The organism is Thalassotalea sp. PS06 (genome assembly GCF_007197775.1).
Taxonomy (GTDB): domain Bacteria; phylum Pseudomonadota; class Gammaproteobacteria; order Enterobacterales; family Alteromonadaceae; genus Thalassotalea_A.
Genome location: NZ_CP041638.1, coordinates 2,352,802 through 2,372,707, shown reverse-complemented (window position 1 = coordinate 2,372,707; position 19,906 = coordinate 2,352,802). Strand labels below are relative to the sequence as shown.

Here is a 19,906-nt window from a genome sequence, read left to right as displayed (position 1 = left end):
TCGTATGATAATAAGAAAACTCGCCTTGGCAGTATTGTTAGGCAGCATTGGTTGTAATGTTCAGGCAGCTGATGAATTTGTAGTAGAAGACATTCAGATTAAAGGACTGCAACGGGTAGCGCTGGGAGCCGCATTAACTCACCTGCCGATTAGTGTAGGCGATGAGTTATCCGAATTCAGAATTTCACAATCCATTAAGTCACTATATGCGTCAGGTCATTTCCACGAGATAAGCGTATTCAGAGATGGCAACGCCATTATCTATCGTGTGAAAGAACGCGAGACGATATCTGGCATTACCTTTGAAGGTAATGATGATATTAAAGATGAACAACTTCAGGAAAGTCTCGATAACAGCGGTATTCGCGTTGGTGAAACCCTGGATCGTTCGGTATTGACCAATATCGAAGCCGGTCTTGAAGATTTTTATCACAGCGTTGGTAAATACAACGCGAAAGTAAGCACTGAAATCACCCATTTACCTCGAAATCGTATCAATCTTGTTTTTGATTTTGAAGAAGGTGATGCCGCGGCGATTGAGCAAATCAATATTGTTGGTAATGAATTATTTACCGACGCCCAGCTGCTAGAAAAAATTGAGCTGACCTATGATTCCCCTTGGTGGAACTTCATGGCGCAGGACAGATACCAGAAGCAAACCCTGCAAGGGGACATGGAAACCATTGAGAGTTATTATCTCGATCGTGGTTACCTGCGTTTTAACGTAGACTCAACTCAGGTATCGATGAGCCCGAACAAAGAGGGCGTTTACATTACCCTGAACGTAACCGAAGGTGAGCAATACACGGTTAGTGAAGTTGAATTTGTCGGCGATATGGCCGGTTATGAAGATACCATTAAACGCATTACTCCGTTACGTCCTGAACAACTATATTCCGGTGCTGAAGTTACCTATAGTGAAGAATTAATTTCTAACTTCCTCGGCCGTTTTGGTTATGCCTACCCGGAAGTAAAAACCATCCCAGAAATTAACGACGAAGATAAAACTGTTAAATTGGTGGTTTCCGTCGACCCAGGTAAACGTGTTTACGTAAACCGTATCAACTTCTCCGGTAACGATGTGACGTCAGAGACGGTTTTACGTCGTGAGATGCGTCAGATGGAAGGTTCCTGGTTGTCTAACTCATGGGTTGAATCTTCAAAAATGCGAATCCAGCGTTTGCCATATTTTGAGACCGTTGAGTTTGAAACAACACCAGTTCCAGGTGAAGAAGATTTAGTCGACGTTGATTTCACCGTCAAAGAGCAACCATCTGGTTCCTTTACCGCGGGTATTGGTTATGGTTCTTACTCAGGTTTGAGCTTGAATGCCGGTATTCAGCAAAATAACTTCTTAGGTACGGGTAACCGCTTAGGTTTCCAAATCAATACCAACCGTTACGCCCGCAATGCCAATATTTCCTACACCGACCCCTATTTCACTATTGATGGGATCTCATTAGGTGGAAATATTTTCTATTCCGAATTCGATGCAGGTTCTGCAAACCTTGTTAACTACAACCAGACCTCATACGGTACGGGTGTTAACTTTGGTTTCCCAATTAACGAATACGTACGATTGAACTTTGGTGCAGCATACAAAAGCAGTCAGATCTCTAGTCTGCAACAATACGAGCAGATTGAAGACTTCTACAGCATTTTCCGTGACCCGGATGATCCGGATGCGAAGTTAACGTTTGAGACGTTTGACTTAAACGGTACCATTTCACGTATTACCTTAAACCGCGGTACCTTCCCAACGGCCGGTTCGAGCATGTCTCTTTCGGGTAAGGTTACAACACCAAATTCCGATATTCAGTATTTTAAAGGGAAGTTTGATTCGAAATTCTATTTCCCGCTAAGTCGAGATCACAGCTGGACCTTCCTGACGCGTTTAGAAGCGGGTTACGGTAACGGCTATGGTGACATCAATGGCAATGATTACCTGTTACCATTTTGGGAAAACTTCCGCGCCGGCGGTTCTGACACCATGCGTGGTTTTGAGAACAACACCGTTGGTCCTCGTGCGATTTTCCGAAGCTCGTCAACGGTTCCTGGCTTACCGGGTGAAAATGAAATCCTTGGTCCGGATTCCGATACTATTATTATCGATAACCGCCGCAGTGTGGGTGGTAATGCAACGCTAATTGGTAGCGCGGAATTAATCTTCCCGACACCTTTCCTTGATGAAAGTTATGCAAACAGCGTTCGTACCAGTATTTTCGTTGATGTCGGTAACGTATGGGATACTGAGTTCGAATTATCCGATTATGAAGAGTTGGATCCGTTTTATTTTAATCAAATTGATGATTACTCAGATCCAACACGTTTTCGCGCGTCAACGGGTCTTTCGGTACAGTGGTTATCACCAATGGGGCCGATGATATTTAACTTTGCCAAGCGATTAAAGTCTCAAGAAGGTGATGATCATCAATTCTTTAGCTTTAATATTGGTAAAACATTTTAGTTTCAGGCAGGATAGGCTGATCAACATACAACAAGAACTAGGAGAAGTAAGTTGAACAAATTAATTAAATCTTTGGCATTTACTGCCGCTGCATCGACGATGTTATTTTCCGGTGCTTCTATGGCAGCGGATCAGAAAATCGGCACAGTAAATGTTCAGAAGGTGATTTCGCAATTGCCACAAATGGCTACGATTCAGCAAACCATCACCGCAGAATTCAAAGAGCCGATGGATGCGCTTAAAAAGCTTGAAGGCGATATCAAGTATAACCTTGAGAAGCGTAAGCGTGATGAAGCGATCATGAGCAAAAAAGAAATTGAAGAGCTGGACGGTAAGATTGAAGAGCTGACTAAAGAATACCAAGCGAAAGCCGCGCCACTTCAGCAATCTCTTAAGCGCCGTGAGCAAGAAGAACAACAGAAGATTCTGCAACTTGTGAAAACTGCCGTTGATAGCGTTGCTGATGCGGAAGGTTACGACTTGATTTTACAAAACTCGGCGATCGTTTTTGCTAAGCCAGAGCTTGATATTTCAGCTAAAGTTGTAGAACAAGCGTCAAAATCTAACTAAGAGCTGATTAATGATTACATTAGCGGAGCTGGCCGCCAAGCTAGGCGGCACCGTAAAGGGCGACGGTAATTGTGTCATCCATAAATTGGCTGCCTTAGAAGAGGCCGGGAAAGGCGATATCGCCTTTCTGGCTAACTCCAAATACCGACAACATTTACAGTCCAGTCAGGCATCTGTCGTTATCTTAAGCGAAGAAGATGCATCTTTTTGTCCCACCAACGCATTGATATTGGAAAATCCTTATTTAGGTTTTGCTAAGGTCGCGCAGCTTTTAGATACCACGCCAAACCCTAGCGAGGGTATTGCTGATAGTGCTGTTATCGCAGATGATGCCAAACTCGGCAACAATGTCAGCATTGGTGCCAATACCGTGATCGAATCTGGCGTTGTGCTAGGTGATGACGTAATTATCGGTGCCAATTGTTTTATTGGAAAGTGTGCTAAAATTGCCGCCAGAAGCAAATTATGGTCAAACATCAGTGTTTATCATGATGTGGTCATCGGTGAAGATTGCCTGGTTCAGGCAAATACAACCATAGGTTCTGACGGATTTGGCTATGCCAATGACAAAGGCCGATGGGAGAAAATTCCCCAACTGGGCTCGGTAGTCATCGGGAATTCGGTGGAGATCGGAGCCTGTACCACCATCGATCGTGGCGCCTTAAAAGATACGATTATTGGTAATAACTGCATTATTGATAATCAGGTACAGATTGCCCATAACGTGCATGTTGGTGAAGGTACTGCGATTGCCGGTTGTGCGGTTATTGCTGGTAGCACCACGATCGGTAAATATTGCGTTCTTGCTGGACAGACGGGAATTAATGGTCATATCACCATTGCCGATGGATGTGTTTTTACCGGACGTTCCATGGTAGCCAAATCGATCGAAAAAGCAGGGACTTATTCATCGGGTATGCCTGCGGTTGAAAATCGCGAATGGCGTCGAACCACCGCAAGATTGCGTCAATTAGACGACATGTACAAGCGATTAAGTAGATTAGAAAAACAGTTATCCAGTGCAAACCATAACGTAAAGGATAACGACTAAACAGAGGGATAGGTTTTGGAAATTAGCAAAAATGTCATAGATATCGAAGAAATAAAGGCGCTCATTCCGCATAGGTATCCATTTTTGTTGGTGGATCGGGTTCTTGATTTTGAACCGGGTAAGTCCATTCATGCCATCAAAAATGTTACGGTGAATGAGCCTGTATTTACGGGACATTTCCCAGGTTATTCGATTTTTCCAGGGGTATTAATCCTTGAAGCACTGGCTCAGGCCAGTGGTATTCTTGGTTTTAAAAGCGTGGAAAACCGCGCTGACGGCGAAATGTTTTTATTCGCTTCCATTGATAATGCGAAATTCAAACGTCCGGTTCATCCGGGGGATACCTTGCATTTGCATATTGAATTTCTCAAGGACAGACGAGGCATGTGGAAGTTTTATGGTGAAGCCAAAGTCGACGGGAAAGTCGTCTGTAGTGCGGACCTGATGTGTGCAAGAAGAGAGATGTAGTTAGTGATTCATCCACAAGCTATTATTGAGCCCGGAGCTCAACTTGGCAACAATGTTTCCGTAGGTCCCTGGACTTACATTGGTAATGATGTAGAAATTGGCGACGATTGCGTTATTGGCTCACATGTCGTCATTAAAGGTCCGACGAAAATCGGCAAAGGTAATCGCATTTTTCAGTTCGGTTCCATTGGCGAAGAATGTCAGGACAAAAAATACGCTGGTGAAGATACCCGTTTGATCATTGGTGACAATAATGTGTTTCGCGAATGTGTAACCATTCACCGCGGCACTATCCAGGATAATTCCCTGACTCAGATTGGCAGCAATAATTTATTTATGGCCTATGCCCATGTTGCTCACGATTGTATGATTGGAGATAACTGTATCTTTGCCAACAATGCCACCCTTGCCGGCCACGTCCATGTTGGTGACTGGGTGATTTTCGGTGGCATGTCCGGTGCTCATCAATTCTGTCATATTGGCTCGCATGCATTTATCGCCGGTGGTGCTATTGTTCTCAAAGATACCCCACCATTTGTCATGGCTTCTGGTTATCCAGTATCGCCGTTTGGGTTAAATACTGAAGGCCTTAAGCGCCGCGGTTTCGAGAAATCCGATATTCTGGCGATCCGTCGAGCTTACAAAGAAGTTTACCGTAAAGGGCAAACTCTGGCGGAAGCGATGCCAGCGCTCAACGAGCTTGCAAAAGAATCTGAGCATGTTCAATCTTTTGTTGATTTCATCAACAATTCTTCCCGTGGAATCATCCGCTAACCTATGACTGAATCCAATCCAAAAACCTTTGCCATCGTCGTTGGTGAGCACTCAGGGGATACTCTGGGTGCAGGGTTGGTTGCGGTATTAAAAGAACGCTATCCCGATGCTGAGTTTGTCGGGATTGGTGGACCGAAAATGCTGAAACAGGGGTTTAACAGTTTATTCGCGATGGAAGAGCTGGCGGTCATGGGCCTTGTAGAAGTGCTTGGTCGATTACGACGTTTAATGCACGTGCGCAAGTCTCTGGTTGGTTATTTCAGCGATAATCGCCCGGATGTATTTATCGGTATTGATGCCCCGGATTTCAATCTTGGATTGGAACAACGGTTAAAAAATAAAGGTATTAAAACTGTCCATTATGTCAGCCCGAGTGTCTGGGCCTGGCGGGAAAAACGTATTTTTAAAATCGATAAAGCTACCGATATGGTGTTAGCTTTGCTACCGTTTGAAAAGCAGTTCTATGACAAACACCAGGTAGCCTGCACGTTTGTCGGGCATCCTCTGGCTGATGACATTCCTATGCACAGCGACAAAACCGAGGCGAGAAATCAGCTCGGTTTAGATACTGAGGCTAAATATCTGGCGATTATGCCAGGTTCTCGTGGCGGTGAATTACAACGACTGCTACCGGATTTTTTTGCCACCGCTAAATTATTACAATCCACGCATCCTGATTTAAAGTTTGTTGCGCCTTTAATTAACGATCTTAGATTAGAGCAGTTTCAGCAAATAAAAGCAGAACATGCACCGGATCTCGAAGTCGCTACCATTGTTAATCAAACCCAGCAGGTGATGGCGGCCAGTGACTGTTTGTTAACAGCCTCTGGCACGGTTACTTTGGAAGGTGCCTTGGTAAAAAGACCTATGGTAGTTGCATATAAATTTCAGCAACTGACTTATTGGATTGGTCGACAACTGGTGAAACTTAAGTGGTTTTCTCTGCCTAATTTGCTGGCCAACAAAGCTCTGTTACCTGAATTATTGCAAAGTGAAGTCACACCTGAGAATCTGGCCAAGGAAGTTGAACCTTTGTTGTATCACGATCAACAGGCGCTAATCGACGAGTTTACGCAAATTCATCAGACCTTAAAGCAAGATGCCAGTGCTCGCGCCGCAGACGCGGTAGAGTTGGTGTTAAACCAGAAGTAATCCGCTAAACAGATAACAACAGAAGTCATTATGGAACCGTATATTCTTCCTGATGTGGCATTAATAGCCGGTGTAGATGAGGTAGGGCGAGGCCCACTTGTTGGCGCTGTCGTGACCGCCGCAGTCATTCTCGATCCAAATAATCCGATTGCAGGATTAATGGACTCAAAAAAGCTATCGGAAAAAAAACGCAAGGCGCTGGCTGAACAGATAAAAGAACATGCTCTGGCATGGTGTATTGGTCGTTGTGAAGCCTGGGAAATTGATCAGTTAAATATTCTTCAGGCGACCATGGTTGCTATGCAACGAGCGGTTCATGGTTTGAGTGTACAACCAGAATTCGTTGTTGTTGATGGTAATCGCTGTCCGGAATTACCGGTGCCGAGTGATAGTGTAGTCAAAGGTGATGCCCGGGTTGCGGCAATTAGCGCAGCATCTATTATTGCCAAAGTAGCTCGTGATCAGGAAATGCATGAACTACACGAGCAGTACCCTCATTACGGATTTGCCAATCATAAAGGTTACCCGACCAAAGCCCATTTGCAAATTATCCAGGAATATGGCGTACTGGACAATTATCGAAAATCATTTAAACCTGTAGCCGAAATTATCGCCCGCAATTCAGCAGAGTAAGGAATATTATGGCCGAGCCGAAGTTTGTACATTTAAGAGTCCACAGTGACTTTTCAATGTCCGATGGTTTGAATAAGGTTAAACCTATTATTGCCGCTGCCAGCGAGCAGAAAATGGCGGCCATAGCCCTTACTGATCAAACCAATCTATGTGGTTTGGTAAAATACTATGGTGCTGCGCATGGGGCCGGAATAAAGCCGATCATTGGCTGTGATTTTTGGGTAAAAAGCGAAGAGTTCGAAGACGAACTATTCCGACTGGTGTTAATCGCGATGAATAATACCGGCTATAAAAACCTTACCGAATTAATTTCTAAAGCGTATCTGCAAGGTCATATACAGGGCAAAGCAATTCTTGATAAGACCTGGCTCGTTGAACATGCCGACGGGTTGATTATCCTCTCCGGTGGTCGAGAGGGGGATATTGGTAAAGCCCTGTTAAAAGGGAATCAGGAACTGGTAGATACCTGTCTGGCATTTTACCAGCAACATTTTGCCGATCGTTTTTATCTGGAACTTATACGCACTACTCGCGAGCAGGAAGAAAACTATCTGCACATGGCCGTGGCCCTTGCCGCTGATCGCCAGGTGCCAGTGGTTGCTACCAATGAAGTGGTGTTTTTAAAGCCTGAAGATTTTGATGCCCATGAAATTCGGGTCGCGATTCATGATGGCTTTACCCTCGAAGATAAACGCCGTCCTAAACGTTATTCTAAAGAACAATACCTGCGCTCAGAAGCGGAAATGCAGGAATTATTTGCTGATATCCCTGAGGCCCTGGCCAATAGTGTCGAAATCGCCAAACGCTGTAACGTAACCGTGCGTTTAGGGGAGTATTTCTTACCGGACTTCCCAACGGAAGGCATGCACATTAATGATTACCTGATCAAGGTATCCGAAGACGGCCTGCAGGAGCGACTGGAATTCCTGTTCGATGTTAATTCGCCGGATTTTGCTGAAAAACGAAAAGAATATGATGAGCGTCTGAAAATTGAATTAGACGTTATCAACAACATGGGCTTCCCTGGGTATTTCCTTATCGTTATGGAATTTATCCAATGGTCCAAAGATAACAACATTCCGGTTGGCCCCGGGCGTGGTTCTGGTGCCGGTTCCCTGGTTGCCTATGCGTTAAAAATCACCGACCTGGATCCGCTGGAATTTGACCTGCTATTCGAGCGATTCCTGAACCCGGAACGTATCTCGATGCCGGATTTCGACGTTGATTTCTGTATGGACCGTCGTGATGAAGTTATCGATCACGTTGCGGATTTGTATGGGCGCGACGCGGTATCACAGATTATTACTTTTGGTACCATGGCCGCGAAAGCGGTAATCCGCGATGTTGGCCGGGTGCTTGGCCACCCATACGGTTTTGTCGATAGAATTTCCAAATTAATCCCTGGCGATCCGGGCATGACCTTGGCCAAAGCCTTTGAAGTGGAGCCGCGATTACCGGAAATTTACCAGCAGGACACCGAAGTTAAAGATCTGATTGATATGTGTCGGATCTTAGAAGGTACCACCCGAAATGCCGGTAAGCATGCCGGTGGTGTTGTAATATCGCCAACGGTAATTACCGATTTCGCGCCTTTGTATTGTGATGATGAAGGTAATAACCCGGTAACCCAGTTTGACAAGAACGACGTTGAAGAAGCAGGACTGGTTAAATTCGACTTCTTGGGTCTTAGAACTCTGACCATTTTGCAATGGGCCATTGAAATGGCCGATGAGAAATTATTGAAGGTCGGCAAAGAACCGATAGATATTGCCGCTATCCCCCTTGATGACGCGAAAAGCTATGATGTGTTGTTAAAGGCGGAAACCACCGCGGTATTCCAGCTTGAATCCCGTGGTATGAAGGATTTGATTAAGCGATTAAAACCCGATTGCTTTGAGGATATGATCGCTCTGGTAGCCCTGTTCCGACCGGGGCCATTGCAATCAGGCATGGTAGATAACTTTATCGACCGTAAGCTCGGACGAGAGGAAATATCGTATCCAGATGCCACCTGGCAGCATGAGTGGCTACAACCGATTCTAGAACCAACCTACGGCATTATCCTGTATCAGGAGCAGGTAATGCAGATTGCCCAGGTCCTTGCTGGTTATACCCTTGGTGGCGCTGACATGCTGCGTCGAGCCATGGGTAAGAAAAAGCCAGAAGAGATGGCCAAACAGCGTGGTGGTTTTAAAGAAGGTGCGGAAAAGCTTGGTGTAGACGGCGAGCTGGCGATGAAAATTTTCGATCTGGTAGAGAAATTTGCCGGTTACGGGTTTAACAAATCGCACTCCGCAGCTTACGCATTAGTTTCTTATCAAACGCTGTGGATGAAAGCACATCATCCGGCGCCATTTATGGCGGCAGTAATGTCAGCCGATATGGATAACACCGATAAAATCGTAACCCTGGTGGATGAATGCGCCAATATGGGGCTCGATTTGCTGCCGCCGGATGTTAATTCTGGTTTGTACAAATTTACCGTCAATAATGATGATCAAATTGTTTATGGTATCGGCGCCATAAAAGGCGTGGGCGAAGGCCCGATTGAAGCGATTATCGAAGCCCGGGAGCAGGGTGGGCCATTTAAGGATCTATTTGATTTCTGTGCCCGTCTCGATTTGAAAAAAATCAACAAACGTGTGCTTGAACGTCTTATTAAAGCCGGCGCTATGGATAACCTTGGGCCACATCGAGCGGCCATGTTTGAAAGCCTTAGCGAAGCAATTAAAGCCGCTGACCAGCATGCAAAAGCGCAGGCTTTGGGTCAGGAAGATTTATTCGGACTTATCAATGTTGAAGAGGAAGATACCCGTCAGTCGTTTAAAGAAGTGCCACGTTGGGCCGAAGATGTCTGGCTTGATGGCGAGCGGGAAACCCTTGGTTTATATCTGACCGGACATCCGATTGACCGATATCTGGCAGAAATTAAGCACTACAGCACTGGCCGTTTGGTAAATCTGCAACCAGCAGGTAAAGATCGAGTTCAGACTGCTGTAGGACTGGTAATCGGAGTCAGGGTGTTAGTGAATAAAAAGGGCCGTCGCTGGGCTCTGGTTACCCTTGATGATAAAAGTGCACGTATCGATGTTCGTCTGTTTCCTGACGATTTTGAGCGTTATCAGGATATCCTGGTAAAAGATGCTATTTTAGTCTGTAGTGGACAGGTCAGCTTTGATGATTACTCCGGTGGTATTACAATGACCGGTCGAGAGATCATGAGTATTGCCCAAGCGCGAGAAAATTATATAAAATCTCTTGATATACAATTGCATCGCACCCAAATCGGCGATAACTTTGTTACCGATTTTCATCGGGTACTGGAACCCTATAAAGAAGGGACCTGCCCGGTTCGAGTGTTTTATCAGCGACCAGAAGCCAGCGCGACTATTGAATTAGGAACGCAATGGCGGGTAACCCCCAGCGATGCTTTAGTACACGAATTAGGATTATTACTGGGCGCGGAAAACGTCGCCATGGCATTTAAAGAATAAGTCGTCGGGCCTTGGCCCGCATATATGATTAGGTAACCAATATGTCACTCAACTTTTTAGATTTTGAGCAACCCATTGCCGATTTAGAAGCAAAAATAGAAGAACTGCAATTGGTCAATCAAGGCCAGGACCTTGATTTGGATTTGGAAGAACAAATCGCTCAGCTGCGCAATAAAAGTGAAGAGTTAACTAAAAAAGTATTTTCTGATCTGGACCCATGGCAGGTATCTCGTATCGCTCGCCATCCTGGCCGTCCATACACCACAGATTACATCAAACGTATTTTCACCGATTTTGACGAATTGGCAGGTGATCGAGCTTATGCCGATGATGCTGCTATTGTTGCTGGTACTGCCCGTCTTGATGGCCGCCCAGTGATGGTGATCGGCCACCAGAAAGGTCGTGATACCACAGAAAAAGTACGTCGTAACTTTGCGATGCCACGCCCGGAAGGCTATCGTAAAGCCTTGCGTTTAATGGAAATGGCTGAGCGTTTCAATATGCCAATCATTACCTTTATTGACACTCCTGGCGCATATCCAGGTATCGGCGCTGAAGAGCGCGGTCAGAGTGAAGCCATTGCCCGAAACCTGAAAGTGATGTCTCGCCTGACCGTACCAATCGTTTGCACGGTCATTGGTGAAGGTGGTTCTGGTGGCGCATTAGCGATTGGCGTTGGTGACAAAGTCAATATGCTTCAGTATTCCACTTACTCGGTTATTTCCCCAGAAGGTTGTGCGTCTATCCTTTGGAAGACTGCTGAGAAAGCGGCAACCGCGGCGGAAGCCATGGGGGTAACCGCCGATCGCATCAAAGATTTAGAACTGATTGATAACATTATCGATGAGCCATTAGGTGGCGCTCATCGTGATTTCGATTTAATGGCTTCTAATCTGAAACAAGCGATTAAGGCCGACCTTGCGTCTTTAGATGAGCAGGAAAAAGACGAGTTGGTTGAAAACCGTTATCAGCGTCTTATGACCTATGGTTATTGTTAGTTAACAAATAACCTGTTGAAGTGATTTAAAATGTCCCAGATAGGGACATTTTTTGTTTGAGCAGGTATTATTTGAAAACTATCCCTAATTGATTGTTCTCAATTGATGAAACACTCCCAAAGCAGCCCGGTTTTTGATGCATTGTTAACGTTTTTGGCAAAGCCAGAACTGGCGCAAAAAACATTAGTGGTTGCCTACAGCGGTGGTCTTGACTCCCAGGTGCTATTGCACGCCCTGTCGATGCTGAAATCGAGCAATAAAATTAGCGCGGATATACGCGCCATCCATATCCATCATGGTTTGAGCGACAATGCTGATAGCTGGCAATCGTTTACCGGTGAGCAATGTGCAAAGCTCGACATTCCCTACCAGGCGATAAAAGTGGATTTAAGTGTTCAAGCGGGCGGTGGTATTGAGGAAAAAGCTCGTAATGCCCGCTATCAGGCGTTTGCTGAAAATACTGGAGTCCAGGATATTATTGTTACCGCCCATCATCAGGATGATCAGACCGAAACCTTCATGTTGGCGCTCAAACGGGGCGCCGGTGTATTGGGATTAGCAGCGATGCAAACGCTTCGCGATATGCCTGGCGTTGGATTACTTGGTCGGCCGTTATTAGGTATTAACCGCGAGCAACTGCAAACTTTTGCCGAGCAACACGGGTTAGAATGGGTTGAGGACGAATCGAATCAGGATACCCGGTTTGATAGAAACTTTTTAAGGCAGCAAGTGTTGCCGCTTTTGCAAAAGCGTTGGCCGTCTTTCAGCGCGAGTGTGAATAAATCGGCAGCGTTGATGGGGCAAACTCAGCAGTTGTTAGAAGAATTAGCGCAACTGGATCTCGGCGGCACGCAATTACACCAACCTATCCCTCTGGAAACCTTTAACCAATTAGCTGAGCATCGTCAGCTTAATGCCTTGAGGTATCGATTTAAGCAATTGCAATTGCGAATGCCGGAGCAGAAACCCTTATTGGAAGCTTTGCAGCAGCTGAGAATTGCCGCAGCCGATAAAAACCCTGAGATCAAATGTGCCGATGCTGTATTGAGGCGCTATCAACAAAAACTCTACATCACCCGGGATTATCAGGACATTCAGGACTGGTCCGCCACCATTGATGATTTAAGTACCCTAAGCTGTAACGCTTTGTGCATTGAGTTGCCCGATAATGCCGGAAAATTAGCGTTGCAGGAAGTGGTTATGAACGACATGATCGATGGCGAGAATCAAACACAGCCAGATGTTAACAATCAGCTTATTGTAGTGGCTGATTCATCGACGATAACTCTGAGCTGTCATCATCAAAACCCGGTCTGCAAGCCAGAGGGGCGTTCGAAAAGTCGAGCGCTGAAGAAGGTTTTGCAAGAGCGCAGTATCGCGCCCTGGATGCGACGCCGGCTGGTTTTTATCTACGTGGACAATATATTTGCCGGGGTAGTTGGACACTTTATCTGTGAAGACTTTACCTTGGCAGCAAACTTAGCGCACAATAAGCGCGTGATTAATATCAAACAAGAATAATACACACCGTTTCGTCTGGCAATTCCAGAGTTAAGGTGTCAAATGGAGTCTTTATGAACTTAATTTTGAAACTTATTGCGGGTATTGCTGCCGGCTTCGTTATCGGCATGTTTGCCCCAGAAGCGATCACTCGTACGTTACTAACGATCCAGACGTTAATCGGTCAGCTGATCACGTTTACCATTCCATTGATTATCCTGTTCTATATCGCCAGTGGCATCGCGACCCTGCCTCAGGGCTCGACCCGACTGCTAGGTAAAACCGTTGGTCTTGCCTATGGTTCAACCATAACCGCCGGTATTTTGGCATTTCTGGTAGCCAGCTCGTTATTGCCGGGTTTAATGGAAGGTTCAAAAATTTCCGCAATCGCAGAAGGCGAAGGGTTAAAATCGTTTATTGAGTTCAGTATCCCACCAATGTTCTCAGTAATGACGGCATTAGCCCTGGCCTTTGTGTTTGGCTTAGGTATCAGCGCCACCAATGCTAAGAACTTACGCGCGAATTTGATAGAAGGCCGTGACATTATCGAAATGTTGCTGGTCAAAGTGATTATTCCATTACTACCGGTATACATTGCCGGTGTATTTGCCGAAATGACAGTGGCGGGTACGGTATTCGCAACCTTAAAGACATTTGCTGTTGTGTTGGTTATGGCACTTGTTATGCACTGGTTGTGGATCACTACCATTTATGTGGTTAGTGGTTTAGCACTTGGTCGCTCACCATTAACCCTGCTTAAAAACATGCTGCCGGCTTACTTTACCGCTTTGGGTACTATGTCTAGCGCAGCAACCATTCCGGTATCACTAAATTGTTCAAAAGAAAACGGCGTCGATGAAGGCGTGGTTAATTTTACCATTCCATTGTGTGCGTCGATTCATTTAAGTGGCTCCACCATTACCATCGTAACCTGTGCAACGGCGGTTATGTTGCTAACGGAATCTTTAACCGTTCCAAGTCTTATGGGCATGATCCCATTTATTCTGGTGCTAGGCATTACTATGATTGCCGCTCCCGGTGCTCCAGGTGGCGCAGTAATGGCAGCCTTAGGCCTGTTAGCGAGCATGTTAGGCTTTAACGAAGCGGCGCTTGGTTTAATGATTGCTTTGTATCTGGCTCAGGATAGCTTCGGTACCGCCTGTAACGTTACTGGTGACGGTGTTATTGCCCTTTGGGTGAATCGTTTTGCTGGTGAAGAAGGTTTAACGGTTGCACAAGATAAAGAATAGTTAGCTTAGCCTAACCACAGGCCCAACTGGATCTGGATTGGATCTAAGTTGTCTGCAAGCCATGGTTTTATTCTCAATTAATGTGGATAAATCATGGTTTTTTTTTGCGCAAAAAGTTAATCACACAAACTGTGGATAACATTGTGCATTAGCTTGTGAGAGATGAATTCATCGCAGGAAAACAGGCTGTTTAGAGGGTTGGTTAAATTCTGCGCACTGAAAATCAATTGCATTTTCACTGACCGAAAGCTGATTAATTGTTAATTAGCTTATCGTCTTTTAAATACCGCGAAAATCATAGATCCTGTGGAGATTCCCCGGCGATCTTTGGCGGTTTATCAAGCTTTAGTGAGATAACTTAACTGATGGCAAGCAATGCCTTTTGTGCTATGCTACGCGCTAAATTTTTTGAAGCTGGAATAATATGGAACTGGTCAAAAGCGCACACTTTACTTTCGCAACGCTAAGCATCCTGATGTTTAGCTATCGTTTTGTATTGTTGATGCGAAAACCTGCACAGCTTGATAAAAAATGGTTGAAAGTATTTCCCCATGTGATCGACACCTTTTTGTTGCTAACCGGCGTTTATTTGATGGTTTCTTTTTCATTCTATCCAACCGAACACGATTGGATGCTGGAAAAGTTGCTGGCGCTTGTCGCGTATATTTTTACCGGGTTTTACACCTTGAAATGGGCCCGTACTGATGCAATGAAGTATCTCGGATATTTAGGGGCGCTAGGCTGGTTTATTCTAATCATCAAATTAGCCATAACCCATCAAACCATGTTTCTGTAACCCACCAGCATATTGAAGTGGGATACGCCAACCTATTGTGATGTACCAGTTGTAGATGTAATGAAAGAATTATTAATTTCCGAATTAATGACGGAAAAGGTGAATTTGCTGGATAGTCTGTGTTTGTTGGAACAAGAAATATTTAACCAGCAACCGCAGCAGATGGATCAGGTAAGACAAATGACTGATTCGCTGATTTCGCAGTTGACCAACATTGAAGAGCCGTTAGAACAGGCCGAAAAAGTTCTCGATGTATTGTTCGTAGAAAAGTTGATGACAGATACGCCAAAATCCTCATACGGAGTGGCGAATCATCGGCTGGATTATGGTCTGGATTTCCTTAACATGGCGCCAACGTTAAAAGTGATGGTGTTGTTGCATGTTATTCGCGAGACCGGCCTGAATGTCGATGTGGTGTTCGTGCCCGATGAGATGATGATCCGCATTACCTGTGATGACACCTATGCGGTGATTTTCGATTGTATCAGTGGTGAGCCGATTAACTGGCAGGAATTGGATCAGAGGTTGAATCAGGTTAGCCCGAATGATGCCCAGCTTCCCCTAAAAGGGGTTGAGGACAACAAGTTAATCAGTCAATATCTGACCTCGCTTAAAAATGCACTGATCCGTGAACAACAGTTTAGTCAGGCACTGACCTGTGTGGATATTTTACTGGCGCTGACCCCGGATGATCCCTATGAGCGACGCGATCGCGGATTTTTATTGCAGCAAATGGATTGCTATAAAGTCGCTTTTGACGACTATCGCTATTTTGTTGAGCGCTGTCCGCAAGACCCGGCTGCAAAGATTTTACAAATGCAATTAGACATGTTCGCGCAAACCGAAACGGTTTTGCACTAGTTTGGCGGCATGAATCTCAAGCCTTAAATGTGCTTGAGTAGAGAAAAAGAAATAACCAGGAGAAGTTATGGAAAATACGGCTTTGATCACCAACGATGCCACCATATTGGGCATTCTGGCCCTTATGCTGGGGGCAGTATTCTATACGGCGAATAGCCCTAAGCCCGGTTGGCAAAAATTTTATGCGGTAGTACCAGCGGTATTGCTGTGTTATTTCTTACCATCATTGTTAAATACGTTTGGCATTATTGACGCTAAAGAGTCGAACCTTTATTACGTCACGTCACGCTTTTTGTTGCCGACTTGTTTAGTGTTACTAACCCTGAGTGTTGATTTAAAAGCTATCGCTGGTTTGGGCTGGCGCGCGCCGTTCATGTTTGCTATTGGCACGGTAGGAATCGTTGTTGGCGGACCGGTAGCATTAATGTTAGTTGGTGCCATAAACCCTGATTTACTCGGTGGCCAAGGTCCGGATGCGGTATGGCGTGGCCTAACAACGGTTGCCGGTTCCTGGATCGGTGGCGGTGCTAACCAGGCGGCAATGAAAGAAATTTATGGTGTAGGCGATGATATCTTTTCAGCAATGATCACCGTTGATGTGATTGTTGCCAATCTTTGGATGGCGGTATTACTGATCATGTCTGCTAATGCCAAACAGCTCGATGCTAAAGCCGGAGCTGATACCCGTGCTATCGCCGAACTGCAGGAAAAAGTTGAGAGTTTTCAGGAAAAGCACACTAAGGTTCCTGCGTTGCCAGATGTGATGGTGATTCTAGCGGTTGGTCTTGGGGTAACCGGTTTTGCACATTTATTTGCTGATACCGTAACGCCATTTTTTGTTGAAAATTATCCCGACCTGGACCGATTGAGCTTCCACAGCAAATTCTTCTGGATGATTGTTTTTGCAACTTCCGTAGGTATCGCCTTGTCGTTTACTAAAGCCAGAAACCTCGAAGGGGTTGGTGCGTCGAAAGTCGGTTCAGCCATGTTGTATCTGTTGATTGCTTCAATTGGTATGAAAATGGATGTCACCATGATCACGGAAGCACCATGGTATTTTGCTGTCGGTGCAGTATGGATGCTAATCCATGCGTTATTGATGCTTTTAGTCGCTCGTTTAATCAAAGCGCCACTATTCTTTATGGCAGTAGGAAGCCAGGCAAACGTTGGTGGTGCGGCATCGGCACCAATTGTAGCATCGGCATTCCACCCATCATTAGCCCCTGTTGGCGTGTTGCTGGCGGTTCTGGGTTACACTGTAGGTACCTTTGCAGCCTGGCTGTGTGGTCAAATCCTGCAAACTATCGGTTAACTAGAGGTTTTTATGAGTCAGCAGACAATATCTGTCGCCAATTTAGAAGTCGCCAATGACAAGCCGTTTGTACTGTTTGGTGGTATGAATGTATTGGAATCACGAGACCTGGCAATGCAAATTGCCGAGCGCTATGTAGAAGTGACGACTGAGCTGGGTATTCCTTACGTATTTAAAGCCTCGTTCGACAAAGCCAATCGCTCGTCAATCAATTCTTATCGTGGTCCGGGCATGGATGAAGGTCTGAAAATCTTTGAAGAGATCAAAAATACCTTCAATATTCCGGTTATCACCGATGTCCACGAACCTTATCAGGCGCAACCTGTAGCGGAAGTGGTTGACGTGATTCAGTTACCGGCATTTTTGGCCCGGCAAACGGATTTGGTTATTGCGATGGCAAAAACCGATGCGGTGATTAATGTCAAGAAGCCGCAATTTTTGGCCGCCCATGAAATGCGTCATATCATCAAGAAGTTTTCCGAAGCCGGTAACGAAAAGGTTATTCTTTGTGAACGTGGTAGCTGCTATGGCTACAACAACCTGGTTGTTGATATGCTGGCAATGGATGAAATGAAAACCATGGCACCGGTTATTTTTGATGCCACCCACGCTTTACAAAAGCCTGGTGGACGTTCAGATTCTGCTGACGGTCGTCGTGCTCAGGCAGCACAACTTGCTCGTTCAGGTATGGCGCTCGGTATTGCAGGATTGTTTATTGAAGCCCATCCGGATCCGGATAATGCCAAATGCGATGGTCCATGTGCCTTGCCATTACACGCATTGAAACCTTATCTTGAGCAGATGCAGGCGGTTGATCAGTTAGTGAAATCTTTTCCAAAATTGATCACCGACTAATACAATCGTTGAGACGATTTGTGAGAAGCCGGCTAGATGCCGGCTTTTTTATGGGAAGTTCTTGTTGTAGCCTATTGGCAAGTAAGAGGATATAATTTTTCTTATATATTCATTAGAATTTCTAATCGATGGCGATACGTCTTCCCCCATTAAATGCATTAAAGGCCTTTGAAGCTTCAGCCAGGCACTTAAGTTTTACTAAGGCAGCTGATGAGCTGTTTGTCACTCAGGCAGCGGTTTCTCACCAAATTAAATCGTTAGAAAATCATCTCGGCATTAAACTGTTTATGCGCAAGAATCGGGCATTGTTGTTGACCGAGGAAGGGCAAAGTTATTATCTGGATATCAAAGACATATTTTCCTCATTGCAGGACGCTACACAGCGATTACTGGCGAGAAATTCAAAAGGGGCGATCAACGTTAGCATTCATACCAGTCTTGCCATTCAGTGGCTGGTTCCCAGGCTCAGTGATTTTAATCGTTTGTATCCGGATATTGATGTCAGGATCAGTGCAGATGACCGGGATGATGGTACGCTCACCGAAGATGTTGATATTGCGTTTTACTACGGGCGAGGCAACTGGCCTGGGATAATCGCCGATAAAATGATGACCGAATACCTGCAGCCGCTATGCTCGCCAACGCTACTCAATGATCTCAGCAAAGAAGGACAACTCGCTTCAATCAAAGACTTGTGCAGGCAAACCTTACTGCACGATACCTCTCGGCGTGATTGGAAACGTTTTTTCAAAAACATCTCACTAACCTCCCAAAACCTCGATTCAGGACCCATATTTTCCCATTCGGCACTGGTATTGCAGGCAGCGATACATGGTCAGGGAATTGCTCTGGGTAATAACTTGCTGGCAAAACCTGAAATAGAAGCTGGACGCTTAATTGCGCCGTTTTCGGAAATTCTGGTCAATAAAGACGCGTTTTATATTGTTTGTCGCTCGCCCCTGCAAGAGGGCGGGCGCATTGCTCAGTTTCGCGAATGGGTATTAGCCAGCGTCGCCGAAGAAGAACAAGCCATCGACGAGGATAAGATAAATTGATGTTTAATTTTTCTGAAATAGAAAGTTTCGACAGTGATAGCATCACCTTTGATAAAGCCGTAGGCAAACAAATCGCTACGTTGATTTTTGCCCATGGCGCTGGAGCCGATAAGGACAGTGAGTTTATTCGTAAGGTGATTGCGTTGTTAAACACCGGCGGTATCAATGTATTGAGCTTTAACTTTCCTTACATGCAACAACGTAAACTCGACGGCAAACGCCGCCCACCCAATCGCATGCCAGCTCTGCAGGAATCATTCACGTCGATGATTAGCGCCTATCAGGGCGATTTACCACTGATTATCGGTGGCAAATCGATGGGCTCAAGGGTTGCGATGACGCTGATTGGTAATGACAAAGTCAGTGGCGGCTACTGTTTCGGCTATCCTTTTCATCCTCAAAAACAGCCTGAGAAATTAAGGCTTGAGCCTCTACAGCAAAATGACAAAGCGGTTTTAATATTACAGGGTGACCGTGATGCACTTGGCAGTCAGGAGGAAGTAAACAGCTATGAGCTTGGTAAATCTGTAGAAGTAAAGTTTTACGTCGATGGCGATCATGATTTAAAGCCACGAGTAAAATCTGGTTATACCCATCAACAGCACATTGAACAAAGCTGTCATGATTTAATCGATTTTATCGAATCGCTAAGCACCGGGAATAATTAACG

At 45.3% G+C, this 19,906-nt stretch carries 17 protein-coding genes; all 17 read left to right on the top strand.

Going from position 1 to position 19,906, the window contains the following annotated elements:
• Positions 1 to 4: 4 nt before the first annotated feature.
• The 17 genes from bamA to FNC98_RS10440 all read left to right on the top strand — a co-directional run bounded on the left by bamA (position 5) and on the right by FNC98_RS10440 (position 19,904).
• The gene (gene bamA, locus FNC98_RS10520; RefSeq protein ID WP_143581194.1) at positions 5 to 2,467 is read left to right on the top strand and encodes an outer membrane protein assembly factor BamA; all 2,463 of its coding nucleotides are present in this window, start codon (positions 5 to 7) and stop codon (positions 2,465 to 2,467) included.
• A 51-nt stretch (positions 2,468 to 2,518) separates the two neighbouring features.
• Positions 2,519 to 3,037 carry an OmpH family outer membrane protein gene (locus tag FNC98_RS10515; protein ID WP_260680342.1) on the top strand — a complete coding sequence of 173 codons (519 nt, stop codon included), beginning with the start codon at positions 2,519 to 2,521 and terminating at the stop codon, positions 3,035 to 3,037.
• Between the two features lie 10 nt (positions 3,038 to 3,047).
• The gene (lpxD, locus tag FNC98_RS10510; RefSeq protein WP_143581193.1) at positions 3,048 to 4,088 is read left to right on the top strand and encodes a UDP-3-O-(3-hydroxymyristoyl)glucosamine N-acyltransferase; all 1,041 of its coding nucleotides are present in this window, start codon (positions 3,048 to 3,050) and stop codon (positions 4,086 to 4,088) included.
• Between the two features lie 15 nt (positions 4,089 to 4,103).
• The gene (fabZ, locus tag FNC98_RS10505; RefSeq protein ID WP_143581192.1) at positions 4,104 to 4,556 is read left to right on the top strand and encodes a 3-hydroxyacyl-ACP dehydratase FabZ; all 453 of its coding nucleotides are present in this window, start codon (positions 4,104 to 4,106) and stop codon (positions 4,554 to 4,556) included.
• A gap of 3 nt (positions 4,557 to 4,559) precedes the next feature.
• On the top strand, positions 4,560 to 5,330 hold the full coding sequence (lpxA, locus tag FNC98_RS10500) for an acyl-ACP--UDP-N-acetylglucosamine O-acyltransferase (RefSeq protein WP_143581191.1): 771 nt from the start codon (positions 4,560 to 4,562) through the stop codon (positions 5,328 to 5,330).
• A gap of 3 nt (positions 5,331 to 5,333) precedes the next feature.
• Positions 5,334 to 6,482, top strand: a complete 1,149-nt coding sequence (gene lpxB / locus FNC98_RS10495) for a lipid-A-disaccharide synthase (RefSeq protein WP_143581190.1) — start codon at positions 5,334 to 5,336, stop codon at positions 6,480 to 6,482.
• Positions 6,483 to 6,512: 30 nt separating this feature from the next.
• Positions 6,513 to 7,115 carry a ribonuclease HII gene (rnhB, locus tag FNC98_RS10490; RefSeq protein ID WP_185967937.1) on the top strand — a complete coding sequence of 201 codons (603 nt, stop codon included), beginning with the start codon at positions 6,513 to 6,515 and terminating at the stop codon, positions 7,113 to 7,115.
• A gap of 8 nt (positions 7,116 to 7,123) precedes the next feature.
• Positions 7,124 to 10,609 (top strand): DNA polymerase III subunit alpha, encoded by a 3,486-nt coding sequence (dnaE, locus tag FNC98_RS10485; protein ID WP_143581188.1) that lies wholly within the window; start codon positions 7,124 to 7,126, stop codon positions 10,607 to 10,609.
• Positions 10,610 to 10,650: 41 nt separating this feature from the next.
• Complete coding sequence (gene accA / locus FNC98_RS10480; protein ID WP_143581187.1) at positions 10,651 to 11,607, top strand: acetyl-CoA carboxylase carboxyl transferase subunit alpha; 957 nt, start codon at positions 10,651 to 10,653, stop codon at positions 11,605 to 11,607.
• A gap of 105 nt (positions 11,608 to 11,712) precedes the next feature.
• On the top strand, positions 11,713 to 13,128 hold the full coding sequence (tilS, locus tag FNC98_RS10475) for a tRNA lysidine(34) synthetase TilS (protein WP_143581186.1): 1,416 nt from the start codon (positions 11,713 to 11,715) through the stop codon (positions 13,126 to 13,128).
• A 53-nt stretch (positions 13,129 to 13,181) separates the two neighbouring features.
• Positions 13,182 to 14,357 carry a dicarboxylate/amino acid:cation symporter gene (locus tag FNC98_RS10470; RefSeq protein ID WP_143581185.1) on the top strand — a complete coding sequence of 392 codons (1,176 nt, stop codon included), beginning with the start codon at positions 13,182 to 13,184 and terminating at the stop codon, positions 14,355 to 14,357.
• Positions 14,358 to 14,781: 424 nt separating this feature from the next.
• Positions 14,782 to 15,153 carry a SirB2 family protein gene (locus FNC98_RS10465; protein WP_143581184.1) on the top strand — a complete coding sequence of 124 codons (372 nt, stop codon included), beginning with the start codon at positions 14,782 to 14,784 and terminating at the stop codon, positions 15,151 to 15,153.
• A gap of 60 nt (positions 15,154 to 15,213) precedes the next feature.
• Entirely contained in the window at positions 15,214 to 16,014 is an 801-nt protein-coding gene (locus tag FNC98_RS10460; RefSeq protein ID WP_143581183.1) for a tetratricopeptide repeat protein, read from the top strand.
• A gap of 67 nt (positions 16,015 to 16,081) precedes the next feature.
• On the top strand, positions 16,082 to 17,326 hold the full coding sequence (locus FNC98_RS10455) for a DUF819 domain-containing protein (RefSeq protein WP_143581182.1): 1,245 nt from the start codon (positions 16,082 to 16,084) through the stop codon (positions 17,324 to 17,326).
• Positions 17,327 to 17,338: 12 nt separating this feature from the next.
• A complete protein-coding gene (kdsA, locus tag FNC98_RS10450; protein WP_143581181.1) occupies positions 17,339 to 18,181 on the top strand; it encodes a 3-deoxy-8-phosphooctulonate synthase in 843 nt (280 codons plus the stop codon).
• 128 nt (positions 18,182 to 18,309) lie between these two features.
• Positions 18,310 to 19,236 (top strand): transcriptional regulator GcvA, encoded by a 927-nt coding sequence (locus FNC98_RS10445; protein WP_143581180.1) that lies wholly within the window; start codon positions 18,310 to 18,312, stop codon positions 19,234 to 19,236.
• Positions 19,236 to 19,904, top strand: a complete 669-nt coding sequence (locus FNC98_RS10440; protein WP_260680341.1) for an alpha/beta family hydrolase — start codon at positions 19,236 to 19,238, stop codon at positions 19,902 to 19,904. Before FNC98_RS10445 ends, FNC98_RS10440 begins: the two co-directional genes overlap by 1 nt.
• The last annotated feature ends 2 nt before the right edge of the window (positions 19,905 to 19,906 follow it).

Coding starts and splice junctions, on each gene's coding strand:
- FNC98_RS10440 (WP_260680341.1), top strand. CDS start 19,236: ATGTTTAATTTTTCTGAAATAGAAAGTTTCGACAGTGATAGCATCACC.
- accA (WP_143581187.1), top strand. CDS start 10,651: ATGTCACTCAACTTTTTAGATTTTGAGCAACCCATTGCCGATTTAGAA.
- FNC98_RS10460 (WP_143581183.1), top strand. CDS start 15,214: ATGAAAGAATTATTAATTTCCGAATTAATGACGGAAAAGGTGAATTTG.
- bamA (WP_143581194.1), top strand. CDS start 5: ATGATAATAAGAAAACTCGCCTTGGCAGTATTGTTAGGCAGCATTGGT.
- FNC98_RS10465 (WP_143581184.1), top strand. CDS start 14,782: ATGGAACTGGTCAAAAGCGCACACTTTACTTTCGCAACGCTAAGCATC.
- kdsA (WP_143581181.1), top strand. CDS start 17,339: ATGAGTCAGCAGACAATATCTGTCGCCAATTTAGAAGTCGCCAATGAC.
- dnaE (WP_143581188.1), top strand. CDS start 7,124: ATGGCCGAGCCGAAGTTTGTACATTTAAGAGTCCACAGTGACTTTTCA.
- FNC98_RS10470 (WP_143581185.1), top strand. CDS start 13,182: ATGAACTTAATTTTGAAACTTATTGCGGGTATTGCTGCCGGCTTCGTT.
- rnhB (WP_185967937.1), top strand. CDS start 6,513: ATGGAACCGTATATTCTTCCTGATGTGGCATTAATAGCCGGTGTAGAT.
- FNC98_RS10445 (WP_143581180.1), top strand. CDS start 18,310: ATGGCGATACGTCTTCCCCCATTAAATGCATTAAAGGCCTTTGAAGCT.
- FNC98_RS10455 (WP_143581182.1), top strand. CDS start 16,082: ATGGAAAATACGGCTTTGATCACCAACGATGCCACCATATTGGGCATT.
- tilS (WP_143581186.1), top strand. CDS start 11,713: ATGAAACACTCCCAAAGCAGCCCGGTTTTTGATGCATTGTTAACGTTT.
- lpxB (WP_143581190.1), top strand. CDS start 5,334: ATGACTGAATCCAATCCAAAAACCTTTGCCATCGTCGTTGGTGAGCAC.
- lpxD (WP_143581193.1), top strand. CDS start 3,048: ATGATTACATTAGCGGAGCTGGCCGCCAAGCTAGGCGGCACCGTAAAG.